We start from the raw sequence: 12,303 nt of genomic DNA, 5'->3' as shown, positions 1-12,303 counted from the left end.
ACATCTAAAAAAATGCTGACCGCTGAGGAAAAACATCAAATAGAGCATGAAATCAGCCTGGTGCCTACCCGGAAAGCAGCCTGTATCGAAGCGCTGAAGATTGTGCAGCAGAACCGGGGCTGGATCTCCGACAGCAGCCTGGCGGAGGTGGCGGAGTTTGTAGACATGTCGCCGGCCGAGCTAGACAGCGTGGCCACCTTCTATAACCTTATTTTCAGAAGGCCGGTGGGGCGGCACGTCATTCTGCTTTGCGACAGCATCAGCTGCTATGTGATGGGCTACGAAATTATCCGCGACCACCTTTACAATACCCTCGGCATCAAGTACGGCGAAACAACCGGAGATGGCCGCTTCACCCTGCTACCAAACGCCTGCCTCGGCACCTGCGATTGCGCCCCTGCCCTGATGATCGACAACGATTTGTACCGGAACCTGACGGTAGAACAACTGGAAGAGATTTTGAACAAGTATACCTAAACCCAAAAGAGGCCCGTGATGGAAAAACCTCTCACCCAACACATTGTCCCAGGCCGGAAACCGCTCAACCTGAAAGAGTATGAAGCTGTGGGCGGCTACGCCTCCGTCAGGAAAGTGCTCAAAGAGCTGACGCCTGCGGAGGTGCAGAATCTGGTGAAGGACTCCAACCTGCGTGGCCGCGGCGGGGCTGGCTTCAACACCGGCCTGAAATGGAGTTTTGTGCCCATGGGACCAGACGCACCCGCCACCAAGTACCTCGTGGCCAACGCCGACGAGATGGAACCAGGAACCTTTAAGGACCGTGTGCTCTTGGAAGGAAACCCGCACCAACTCCTGGAGGGAATGATCGTGGCGGCCTATGCCATTCAGGCAAACATCTCTTACGTCTTTTTAAGGTGGGCCTACAAACTAGCGGCCAAAGAAATAACCCAGGCCATTGCAGAGGCTTACGAGGCAGGATATTTAGGCAAAAACATTCTCGGAACCGGCTATCACCTGGAAATGCACCTGCACACCGGGGTAGGGCGCTACATGTGCGGAGAAGAAACTGCCCTGCTGAATGCGCTGGAAGGCAAACGGGCCAATCCACGGGCTAAGCCGCCTTTCCCGCAGGTAAGTGGTCTTTTCGGAAAGCCTACCATCGTAAACAATGTGGAAACGCTCTGCTGCCTGCCCCACATCATCAACAACGGAGCCGAGTGGTTTAAAGGCCTCGGCAAAGGACCGGATGCGGGCACGAAGCTTTACGGGGTGAGCGGCAGGGTAAAATCCCCTGGCTGTTGGGAACTGCCAATGGGCACCCCCATCCGCGAGATTCTGGAGGAACATGCCGGAGGCATGCAAGACGGTTACCTGTTCCGGGGACTTTTGCCAGGTGGGGCTTCTACTGATTTTCTGGTAGAAGAGCATCTGGATTTGCCGATGGATTACGGTTCGATTCAGGCAGCCGGAAGCCGGATGGGTACGGGCACCATGATTATTCTCGACGACCAGACCTGCCCGGTTGGGTTTGTGCTTAACCTGCAACACTTCTTTGCCCAGGAGTCCTGCGGCTTCTGCACCCCCTGCCGCGACGGCCTGCCGTGGGTGGAGCGGCTGCTCCTGGCCATCGACAAAGGCGAAGGAAGACCGGAAGACATGCAGGCACTGGAATTCCATACCAAATACCTGGGTCCCGGCAACACCTTCTGCGCCCTTGCCCCCGGCGCCATGGAACCTCTGCAGAGCGCTCTGAAATATTTCAGAGAGGATTTTGAACAGCATATTGTAGAACATCACTGTCCCTGGAGCACTGTATGGCAACCATCTATATAGATAACCTTCCTTATGAAGTAACAGCTGGTAAAAACCTGCTCGAAGCCTGCCTCACCCTGGGCTTCGATTTACCTTATTTCTGCTGGCACCCGGCCATGGGCTCCATCGGCGCCTGTCGCCAGTGCGCCGTAAAAGTGTACCGCGACGAGAACGACAAAACGGGCAAGCTGTTCATGTCGTGCATGGAGCAGGTGCGCGACAACCTGCGCGTTTCCATTGCCGATCTGGAGGCCAAAGAGTTCAGGGCCCACGTCATTGGCTGGCTCATGACCAACCACCCGCACGACTGCGCCGTCTGCGACGAGGGCGGCTCCTGCCACCTGCAGGACATGACCGTGATGACGGGCCATAACTACCGCCAGTACCGCTTCGACAAAAAAACCTACGTGAATCAGTACCTGGGCCCGTTCCTGAACCATGAGATGAACCGCTGCATACAGTGCTACCGTTGCGTGCGCTACTATAAAGATTATGCCGGTGGCAAAGACCTCGACGTGTTTGCGGCTCACAACCACCTTTACTTTGGCCGCCACGAAGACGGGGTACTTGAAAGTGAGTTCAGCGGCAACCTGGCCGAAGTGTGCCCCACCGGCGTTTTTACCGACAAAACCCTGAAACAGCACTACACCCGTAAGTGGGATCTAACCACCGCCCCCTCCATCTGCCACCACTGCAGCCTTGGCTGTAATATTGTGGCCGGCGAGCGCTACGGCTCCCTCCGCAACATCACTAACCGCTACAACGGCGAGGTGAACGGCTATTTTCTCTGCGACAGGGGTCGATTTGGGTATGAGCATGTGAACAGCATGAGCCGGATCAGGAAATCACTTGTTCGAACACAACTGCCCGAAGCAACAGACAAGTACAAAGCCCTGCAAGCCGCTTCCATTTCTTTGAAGGGTGGAAGAGTAATTGGCATAGGCTCTCCCCGCGCCTCGATGGAATCAAACTTCGCGCTCAGAACACTGGTGGGCGAAGACAAATTCTATCATGGTGTGTCGGATGTGGAACACGACCTGGCAGCTTTGGCCTTACGCATTCTCAGAACAGGAGCAGCCAGAACCCCTTCGTTAATAGATGTAGAGCGTGCCGACGCTGTTTTTATCCTGGGGGAAGACCTGACCAACACTGCTCCCATGCTGGCCCTGGCTGTTCGGCAATCCGTTAGGCAACAGCCAATACTGGAGCAGGTGTCTAAAGCCAAAATTCCGGTTTGGCAGGATGCGGCAGTGCGGGAGTTGCTGCAGACGGAGAAAGGTCCTCTGTTCATTGCAGCCTCTGCCGAAACCAAGCTCGATGAACTGGCCACCAAGTCTTATTACGACTCGCCAGATGCTATTGCCCGCCTAGGTTTTGCGGTAGCCAGTTTCATTCACGAAGACTCACCTCCGGTAAGGGGCTTGTCGGACGAAGAGGAGGCACTGGCCCAGCAGATTGCCATGGCTCTGCTGGCAGCACAGAACCCGCTGATAATTTCCGGCACCTCCAGCGGCAGCGACCGTGTGCTTAAGGCAAGCGCGAATATAGCCGATGCGCTTTGTGCACAAGAAAAGGGCGCAGGTATCGTACTCACCCTACCTGAATGCAACAGCATGGGCCTGGCCATAATGGGAGGCCACAAGCTCGAATCAGCTTTCCAGGCTATCCTGAACGGCTATGCCGACACGGTTATTGTCCTGGAGAACGATTTGTACCGCAGAGCGGGCACAGAGGCTGTAGATGCCTTCTTCCAGGCTTGCCAGCAGGTTATCGTGCTCGACCACCTGCACCATGCCACCACTGAGCAGGCGTCTATATTGCTGGCTGCAGGTGCCTTTGCAGAGGCAGACGGTACACTCATTAACAACGAGGGGCGGGCACAGCGGTTCTACCAGGTTTATCCTACCACAGAAGATATTCAGGAAAGCTGGCGGTGGCTCGGCGAGCTGGGGACAATTGTCGCCCACGATGAAATTGTAAAATGGGAGGGGTTTGAAGATATCCAGAAGGCGATGGGAAAAGAGATTCCCGAACTGGAAGGTATAAAGGCAACCGCCCCTCCTGCCGATTTCCGCATTGCCGGACAGAAGATCCCGCGCGCGCCGCACCGCTTCAGTGGCCGCACCGCCATGCTGGCCAACATCAACGTGAGTGAACCCAAGCCGCCCGAAGACCCGGATAACCCCATGACCTACACCATGGAGGGCTACCGCGGGCAACCACCTTCTTCCATGATTCCTTTTTTCTGGGCACCGGGCTGGAACTCGGTACAGGCTACCAACAAATATCAGCAGGAAGTGGGCGGCCCCTTGCGTGGCGGAGACCCGGGCGTGCGTCTGATCGAGCCAACCGCGTCTTCGGAAGTAATTTTCTCTACAGCTATACCACAACACTTTCAGCCTCTGGCCGATCACCTGTTCATGCTGCCACTCTACCATATCTTCGGATCGGAGGAGCTGAGCGCAAAATCACCCGCTATAATAGAGCGCATCCCAGAGCCGTATGTAGCCATCAATCAGGATGACGCTGTGCGGCTGAAGCTGGAAGAGGGGCAATTGCTGTCTTTCAGAATAGAAGGACAAGCCTTTGAGCTGCCCGTAAAGATAAACCCGACCATACCGACCGGTACCGCAGGTCTGCCCATTGGCCTACCTGCCACCCCTTACATAGAACTACCTGCCTGGGCCATTTTAAACGGACAAATTCAATGGAAGCAGCAGCACCAAACTACTTTCTAATCATTGGCGGCATCCTGTTCGCGCTCCTGAACCTGGCAGCCGCGCTCATCTGGATTGAGCGCCGCATGCTGGCGCTCTGGCAAGACCGCTACGGACCCAACCGGGCCGGCCCTTTCGGCTTGCTCATTGTGGCCGCAGATTCGCTCAAGCTTTTCTTCAAGCAGGACTGGATTCCGCCGTTCGCCGACAAGCCGGTGTTTGTGCTGGCTCCTGCCATTGTGTTTATCACGGTGCTGATGAGCTTTGTAGTCATCCCGTTCTCACCTGAAATTGTGGTAGTAGACCTGAACATCGGGCTGCTGTTCTTCCTGGCCATGTCGTCGATGGGGGCGTACAGTATTATTCTGGGTGGCTGGGCCTCTAACAACAAGTACTCGCTGCTGGGTGCCATGCGGGGAGCTGCCCAGATGATCTCTTACGAAGTGTTTATGGGGCTGGCGCTGATGGGCGTAGTGCTGCTGGCGGGCTCCTTTAATCTCGGCGACATTGTGGAAGCGCAGCGTGGCCTGTGGTTTTTCATTCCGCAGATCATCGGCTTTTTTATCTTTTTCATAGCCGGCATCGCCGAGACCCACCGCCTGCCTTTCGATATTCCGGAGGCGGAAAGCGAGCTGGTGGCTGGTTTCCACTCCGAGTACTCGGGCATGAAGTTCGGCATGTTCTTCATCGGCGAGTACATCGGCATTACCCTCATCTCCTGCATGGTGGTAACGCTGTACTTTGGCGGCTGGCTCGGCCCGGATTTTCTGCCTCCGATCGTGTGGTTCATCCTGAAGGTCTTCTTTTTCCTGATGATCTTCATCCTGCTCCGTGCCTCCATGCCCCGCCCCCGCTACGACCAACTGATGGAATACGGTTGGAAAGTCCTGCTCCCCCTCACCCTGCTGAACCTGCTGGTAACCGCCGGCATCGTGCTGTGGATGGGATGGTGAGTTTTGAGTTTTGAGTTTCGAATGAGTGAATGAGTGAATTCTGATTTTTGAATGAATGATTAAGTGGAATAAATAAAGCCCCAAAGACCTCGCAGTATGCGCAGCTCCTGCGAGTGTCTGGGCTACGGAGCAGGTTTGTCTGAATCTTTATATAGGGCCCCTACCCCAAGTATTTACAGAATGAAATAATGTACAGAATTAAAGATATTTCCTTCAGCAGCAGGAGTAGCAGCAGTTCCGGAAGGGGATTTTCATTAGAATAATTTAAAATCTATTTAATCCGAGAAATCCGGTAATGCAACATCCTAGAAATCCTTACATCCTGTAAATTCTGATTCAGACAAAATGAGCAGCACCAACAGCAACAGAGCCTCCGAAGGGCCATTTTCATTAGAATAATTTGACAAGCAACAAATAACAACCATCAATCTAAAAAAGGAGCCGATATGTTTAGTTTACTGCGCAGTATGTGGATCACGTTTCTGCATGCGTTTCATAAGCGTGACACCATCCAGTATCCGGAGGAGAAGGTGAAACTGACCACGAGGTGGCGCGGCCGGATTGTGCTGACCCGCGACCCGGACATGGGCGAACGCTGTGTGGGCTGCTACCTCTGCGCCGCCGCCTGCCCCGTGGACTGCATCTCGCTCCAGGCCACCGAAGACGAGAACGGCCGCCGCTACCCCGAGTTCTTCCGCATCAATTTTTCGCGCTGTATTTTTTGCGGCTTCTGCGAAGAGGCCTGCCCCACCACCGCCATCCAACTCATCCCCGACTTTGAAATGGGCGAATACAACCGCCAGAACCTGGTGTATGAGAAAAAGGACCTGCTCATAGACGGGCAAGGCAAATACCCCGGCTACAACTACTACAAAGTGGCCGGCGTGGCTACCGGCGTGAAAGGAAAAGGCGAAGGCGACAACGAACGCCCTCCTGTCGATATTAAAAGCTTAATCCCCTGATCTTATGGAAGCAACATTTTACATAGCCGGTGCGGTTGCCGTTATCGCCACGCTGCTGGTGGTGATGAGCTATAACCTGATCCATGCGCTGCTGTACCTGGTAGTTTCGTTCCTGGCGGTGGCGGTCGTTTTCTTCACGTTAGGGGCTCCGTTTATGGCGGCGCTGGAGATAATTATTTATGCCGGAGCCATCGTGGTGCTGATCATCTTTGTGATCATGATGCTCAACCTGACTTATGAGGATGTGCAGCAGGAAAAAAGCTGGCTAAAACCTTCTGTCTGGATCGGACCTGCCATCCTCTCGCTGGTGCTGCTGGCGGAACTGGTGTACCTGGTGGTGGCCGTGGAGGCTCCGGGCACCGTGAGTGTGTCAGTAGAGGCGGCGGCGGTGGGCATGGCCCTCTACGGGCCCTACATGTTGGGCGTGCAGCTTTGCGGCATCCTGCTGATGGCCGGCATCGTGGGCGCTTACCACCTGGGCAGGCAGAAAAAGAAAATCGTGCACCGGTTTCTGGAAAGGAGGGCCGCCTCATGAGCAGTATACCCATGGAAGCCGGCTTACTGCTGGCAGGCATTCTCTTTGTGATCGGCATGGTCAGTGTCATGATCCGGCGCAACGTCATCTTTATGCTTATTTCGGTGGAGATCATGCTCAACGCGGCCGGCCTGGCTTTTATCGTGGCTGGCAGCCACTGGGCGCAACCCGACGGGCAGATCATGTTCATCTTTATCCTCACCATGGCCGCAGCAGAGGTATCGGTTGGGCTGGCCCTGATCCTGCAGCTTTACCACCACCTGAAAACCCTCGACAGTGACGCAGCAAACTTTATGAAAGGATAAATGCTATGGCCGAACTACTCTGGTTAATACCTGCTTTGCCCTTTGCTGGCGCTCTCCTGCTGGTGCTCCTGGGCTCCCGCCTACCCCGCGCGCTGGTAACAACTATCGGCGTAGGTAGTGTAGGAATATCGGCGGCTGTTACGCTGCTGCTCGGTATCGAGTATCTTTCTGAAAGCCCCGCTTTTTACCACCAGGTGGTGTGGAACTGGTTTAACGTGGCCGGCTTCAGTCCATCCGTTGCCTTTCACCTCGATGCGCTCTCGATGGTCTTTATCTTTGTCATCACCTTCGTGGGATTTCTCATACATGTCTACTCCACCGAGTATATGGCCCATGACCCCGACTACGCCCGCTTTTTTGCCTGCATGAATTTGTTTGTAGGCTCCATGCTGGTGCTGGTGATGGCCGACAACCTGCTGCTGCTCTACCTCGGCTGGGAAGGGGTGGGGCTGTGCTCTTACCTGCTCATCGGGTTCTGGTACAAAGAGAAAGCAAACGGATACGCCGCCCGTAAAGCCTTTATCATCACACGTGTAGGCGACACCGCCATGGCCATCGGACTCTTCATGCTCTTCCAGACATTCGGCACGCTGCACATCCAGACTATCTCTACAGAGGCCGTGCAGGTCTGGGATACCGATGCTCGGATGGCCGTTATTATTGCTTTTCTGCTCCTAGGCGGAGCGGTAGGTAAATCGGGGCAGCTGCCGCTACAGACCTGGCTACCCGATGCCATGGCCGGACCTACGCCTGTGAGTGCGTTGATACATGCTGCCACCATGGTAACGGCTGGTGTGTACCTGATCGCCCGCATGCATGTTATTTTTGAACTGGCTCCTGGGGCCATGATGGCGGTGGCTGTGATCGGGGCTATTACGCTGCTGCTGGCTGGTTGCGCCGCCCTTACCCAATACGACCTGAAAAGGGTGCTCGCCTACTCTACCATCAGCCAGATCGGCTACATGTTTCTGGCCCTGGGAGTGGGTGCCTGGTCGGCGGGTGTGTTTCACTTTATGATACATGCTTTCTTTAAGGCGCTGCTATTCTTATGTGCGGGGGCCATTATCCTGGCGCTGCACCACGAGCAGGACATGCGCCGCATGGGTGGCCTCCAGAAAAAGCTGCCGATCGTGTTCTGGACCTTTCTGATCGGGGCTGCCTCGCTGGCCGCTGTTCCGCTGGTGTCGGCTGGTTTCTACAGCAAAGACCAGATCCTGTGGCTGCAACTGGCTGGCGAAAACGGTAATATCTGGCTGTACCTGGCTGGCCTACTCGGTGCCTTCATCACCTCCATCTACACCTTCCGGATGGTGTTCCTTACCTTTTATGGCGAGAGCAAAACCCATGTGGGCCATCAGCCAACTATGGCCATTAAGCTGCCGCTGATTATTCTGGCAGTGCTGTCGCTGGTGGGTGGTTTTATTGAATTGCCGCACAACTTCGGGCACGTGGTGCTATTCTCCGATTTCCTGTCGCCGATCCTGCCTACAATAAGTGTTGTACCCGACTTTAACCGGTATGAGTGGATGCTGCAGCTGCTGGCGGCAGTTGTGTCGCTGAGCGGCATCTTTATCGCCTACCTCATCTACCTCAAAAAACCCGACTTGCGGGCCAGCCTCCATCGCTCCGAAACAGCCATGGCAGTGCACCGTTTCTGGCATTCCGGCTGGGGCTTCGACAAGTTGTACGACACGCTGCTGGTACGGCCCTACGTGTTCCTGGCAAAAGTGAACAAAGACGATGTCATCGACAGCTTTTACACCTTCCTTACCCGGTTGGCGGAGGCGTTTCATGACCTGTTCTCTGATTCCCAAACCGGACTCGTGCGCAACTACGTGATGGGCATTGTGGTGGGGGCTATCATGATCTTAACCATAACCATATTCCTATGATACTGCTCTGGCTTATCGTGCTGTTGCTGGCAGGCGGGCTGCTGGCCTGGATTGCGCAGCGGTGGCACCCTTCCGCCCCCCGCTGGATTGCGCTGTTTACGGTGCTGTCGTCGCTGCTGCTGACCATGCTGCTATGGGTAAACGATGGGGCTTCCCCCACCGATACGGCTTGGCTCATACGGCTGGAGCAGCCCTGGATTCCGCAGTGGGGCGTTGGCTTTAGCCTTGCCCTGGACGGGCTGAGCCTGCTCCTGCTCCTGCTCACCTTCTTCCTGGGCCTGCTGGCGGTGCTCATTTCCTGGCGGGAAATCCAGCACAAAGTGGGCTTTTTTCATTTCAACCTGCTCTGGGTATTGGCCGGCATTTCGGGTGTTTTCCTGGCCATGGACCTGTTCCTGTTTTACTTTTTCTGGGAAGTGATGCTCATCCCGATGTACTTCCTGATCGGGATCTGGGGGCACGAGAAAAAACGATACGCGGCGTATAAGTTCTTCCTGTTCACGCAGGCAAGCGGGCTGCTCATGCTGCTGGCCATCCTGGGCCTTTACTTTATACATGGCAACCAGACGGGCACCTATACCTTCAACTATTTTGAACTGTTGAATACGACACTGGCACCTGTGGCTGCCCGTTGGCTCATGTTCGGATTTCTGGCGGCTTTCCTGGTAAAGCTGCCGGTGGTGCCTTTTCACTCCTGGCTCCCCGATGCCCACTCGCAGGCGCCTACGGCTGGCAGTGTGATTCTGGCCGGGCTACTCCTGAAAACCGGGGCTTACGGCCTGCTGCGCTTCGTACTTCCGCTCTTCCCCACGGCCACCGTTGAGTTTGCTCCCTGGGCCATGCTGCTGGGTGTGATCGGGATTCTTTATGGCGCCATCCTGGCCTATTCCCAAACAGACCTGAAGCGCCTGGTGGCCTATACCAGCGTGAGCCATATGGGCTTTGTAATATTGGGCGTGTTTGCCTTTAACGAATGGGCGCTGCAGGGCGTAGTAATGCAAATGATCGCACACGGCCTCAGCACAGGTGCATTGTTTATACTGGCAGGTTTCCTGTATGAGCGCCTGCACACCCGCGATATGAACAAGATGGGCGGCTTCTGGACCACGGCTCCGAAAATGGGTGTGATGGCCCTGGTCTTCGTGATGGCTTCGCTCGGCTTGCCGGGTTTAGGAAATTTCATTGCAGAGTTTCTGACGCTTGTCGGGGCCTGGCAGGCCAACAACTGGCTCACGGTTTTCGCCACCATCGGGCTGGTACTGGCTACGGCCTACTCGCTGCGGATAATGCAAAAAGTATTTTTGGAGAGGAACCTGAAGCAGCAGGTGCTGCCGGACTTAACCTTCCGCGAAATGCTGATCGCCGCCCCCATGGTAGTGCTGATGCTGTGGCTGGGCCTTTACCCACAGCCTGTGCTGGACCTGGCGCAACCAGCTATAAAGCAGCAACTGCAGGCCTACACACCAGCTGTGCCGGCTGTTACATCGCCAGCGCCTCAAACAGCCTTTTACCCGCCAGCTACAGATTCTACTTATTTTCAAAAAATGAAGGGAGAAACTTATGAATTCAAATGACTTTCTTCACCTGATGCCCCTGCTGATCCTCACTTTTGGGGCCATCATCAACATGCTGGTCATATCTGTCTGGCGCAATCACAAAATCATTTATGTGATCACGGCACTCTCTATGCTGGCAGCATTCGGCTCTTTGCTGGAGCAGCGCACTCTGGGGCCACACCATATCGACCCGCTCTTTATCATAGATGGGTTTGCTGTGTTTTATATGGGCATTATCCTGCTCACAGCCCTGCTCATCAGTATGCTCTCGTATGCCTATTTTGAGCAACGGGAGGAGCAGAAAGAGGAGTATTACCTCCTGCTGATCCTATCTACGCTCGGGGCCTGCGTACTGGTGTTGAGCAAGCATTTTGCCTCTCTCTTTCTCGGTCTGGAGATTCTGAGTGTGGCCCTGTATGCCCTCATTGCTTACCTCCGCAAAAGAGAACGATCCGATGAAGGCGGCATCAAGTACCTGATCCTGGCGGCCTTTTCTTCGGCGTTTCTGCTCTTTGGCATGGCGCTCGTGTACGCCAGTGCCGGCACCATGGAGTTTGCTGCCATCGCCACGGCCATAGCTTCCGCTGGCGGACTTTCACTCCTCATGCTGACCGGCTTCGGCATGATGATCGTGGGTGTTGGCTTTAAGCTGGGCGTGGTTCCCTTCCATATGTGGACACCGGATGTGTATGAAGGGGCACCTGCACCGGTTACCGCTTTTATTGCCACGGTCTCCAAGGGCGGCATGCTGGGGCTGCTGATCCGCTTTTTTATGGAGGTAGATGGTTTCCGCTACCCTGCCCTGGTGCTCATTTTTACGATTATTGCCGTGGCCTCTATGTTTGTTGGTAACCTGCTGGCGCTTATGCAGCGAAACGTGAAACGAATACTTGCCTATTCCTCTATCGCGCACATGGGGTATTTGCTGGTGGCTTTCCTGGCCGGTAATGAGATGGGGGTGCAGGCCATAACGTTCTACTTGGTGGCTTACTTTATTACCACCGTGGGAGCCTTTGGCATAGTGGCCATGCTCTCCGACAAGGTGCGCGACGCCGAGTTGCTCAGCGATTACAAAGGCCTGCTCTGGCGCAGACCCTGGACGGCCACCATCTTCACCGCCATGCTGCTCTCGCTGGCCGGCATCCCGCTTACCGGCGGTTTTGTGGGTAAGTTTTACATTCTGGCGGCTGGCGTAAACACAGGGCTTTGGCTGCTGGTGGTAACGCTGATCATCAACAGTGTGATCGGCCTCTACTATTACATCAAAATTATTGCCGTCATGTTCCAGCAACCTGATGCTGCTACGGAGGCTACCGCCAGACTACGCCCTGCCATTTATGTAGCCAGTATGGGAACGCTCACCATTTTAGCGCTTTTGTTGGTTGGCATTGGCATTTACCCCACTGCCCTCCTGAATCTTATTGCTACGGTGCTGGATTCTTATAGTACCGTAGCTTTTAGGTGAACGGGTGGCTGGGGGAGCCTGCCTGGCCGCAGCAGAACCTCCGGAGGGGCTTTTTCATTAGAATAATTGTTGGTCGATGGTTGGTTAATTGCTGAATTGTTGATTTGCTGATTTGAAGATGATAAGATTCGGAAATAAATGAACAGCG

General features: G+C 54.9%; 10 protein-coding genes. All 10 read left to right on the top strand.

Translation table 11 applies throughout. The features are described from left to right. Positions 1 to 12 precede the first annotated feature (12 nt). The 10 genes from nuoE to FJM74_RS04515 all read left to right on the top strand — a co-directional run bounded on the left by nuoE (position 13) and on the right by FJM74_RS04515 (position 12,155). Positions 13 to 477 carry an NADH-quinone oxidoreductase subunit NuoE gene (gene nuoE, locus FJM74_RS04560; RefSeq protein WP_187261384.1) on the top strand — a complete coding sequence of 155 codons (465 nt, stop codon included), beginning with the start codon at positions 13 to 15 and terminating at the stop codon, positions 475 to 477. Between the two features lie 18 nt (positions 478 to 495). Next, the gene (gene nuoF, locus FJM74_RS04555; protein WP_187261383.1) at positions 496 to 1,791 is read left to right on the top strand and encodes an NADH-quinone oxidoreductase subunit NuoF; all 1,296 of its coding nucleotides are present in this window, start codon (positions 496 to 498) and stop codon (positions 1,789 to 1,791) included. Continuing rightward, complete coding sequence (nuoG, locus tag FJM74_RS04550; protein ID WP_187261382.1) at positions 1,773 to 4,508, top strand: NADH-quinone oxidoreductase subunit NuoG; 2,736 nt, start codon at positions 1,773 to 1,775, stop codon at positions 4,506 to 4,508. The genes nuoF and nuoG overlap by 19 nt, the downstream gene beginning before the upstream one ends. Further along, positions 4,478 to 5,440 (top strand): NADH-quinone oxidoreductase subunit NuoH, encoded by a 963-nt coding sequence (gene nuoH / locus FJM74_RS04545; RefSeq protein WP_187261381.1) that lies wholly within the window; start codon positions 4,478 to 4,480, stop codon positions 5,438 to 5,440. The genes nuoG and nuoH overlap by 31 nt, the downstream gene beginning before the upstream one ends. Positions 5,441 to 5,886: 446 nt before the next feature. Continuing rightward, positions 5,887 to 6,402: an NADH-quinone oxidoreductase subunit NuoI gene (gene nuoI, locus FJM74_RS04540; protein ID WP_187261380.1), complete on the top strand. Its 516-nt coding sequence runs from the start codon at positions 5,887 to 5,889 to the stop codon at positions 6,400 to 6,402. Positions 6,403 to 6,406: 4 nt separating this feature from the next. After that, a complete protein-coding gene (gene nuoJ, locus FJM74_RS04535; RefSeq protein WP_187261379.1) occupies positions 6,407 to 6,937 on the top strand; it encodes an NADH-quinone oxidoreductase subunit J in 531 nt (176 codons plus the stop codon). Beyond that, the gene (gene nuoK, locus FJM74_RS04530; RefSeq protein ID WP_187261378.1) at positions 6,934 to 7,242 is read left to right on the top strand and encodes an NADH-quinone oxidoreductase subunit NuoK; all 309 of its coding nucleotides are present in this window, start codon (positions 6,934 to 6,936) and stop codon (positions 7,240 to 7,242) included. The genes nuoJ and nuoK overlap by 4 nt, the downstream gene beginning before the upstream one ends. 5 nt (positions 7,243 to 7,247) lie before the next feature. Beyond that, a complete protein-coding gene (gene nuoL, locus FJM74_RS04525; RefSeq protein WP_187261377.1) occupies positions 7,248 to 9,134 on the top strand; it encodes an NADH-quinone oxidoreductase subunit L in 1,887 nt (628 codons plus the stop codon). Next, on the top strand, positions 9,131 to 10,708 hold the full coding sequence (nuoM, locus tag FJM74_RS04520) for an NADH-quinone oxidoreductase subunit M (RefSeq protein WP_187261376.1): 1,578 nt from the start codon (positions 9,131 to 9,133) through the stop codon (positions 10,706 to 10,708). Before nuoL ends, nuoM begins: the two co-directional genes overlap by 4 nt. Next, a complete protein-coding gene (locus FJM74_RS04515) occupies positions 10,695 to 12,155 on the top strand; it encodes an NADH-quinone oxidoreductase subunit N (protein ID WP_187261375.1) in 1,461 nt (486 codons plus the stop codon). The genes nuoM and FJM74_RS04515 overlap by 14 nt, the downstream gene beginning before the upstream one ends. The last annotated feature ends 148 nt before the right edge of the window (positions 12,156 to 12,303 follow it).

This window comes from Pontibacter beigongshangensis, from assembly GCF_014332515.1.
Classification (GTDB): domain Bacteria; phylum Bacteroidota; class Bacteroidia; order Cytophagales; family Hymenobacteraceae; genus Pontibacter; species Pontibacter beigongshangensis.
This window is presented reverse-complemented; position numbering and strand designations above follow the sequence as displayed.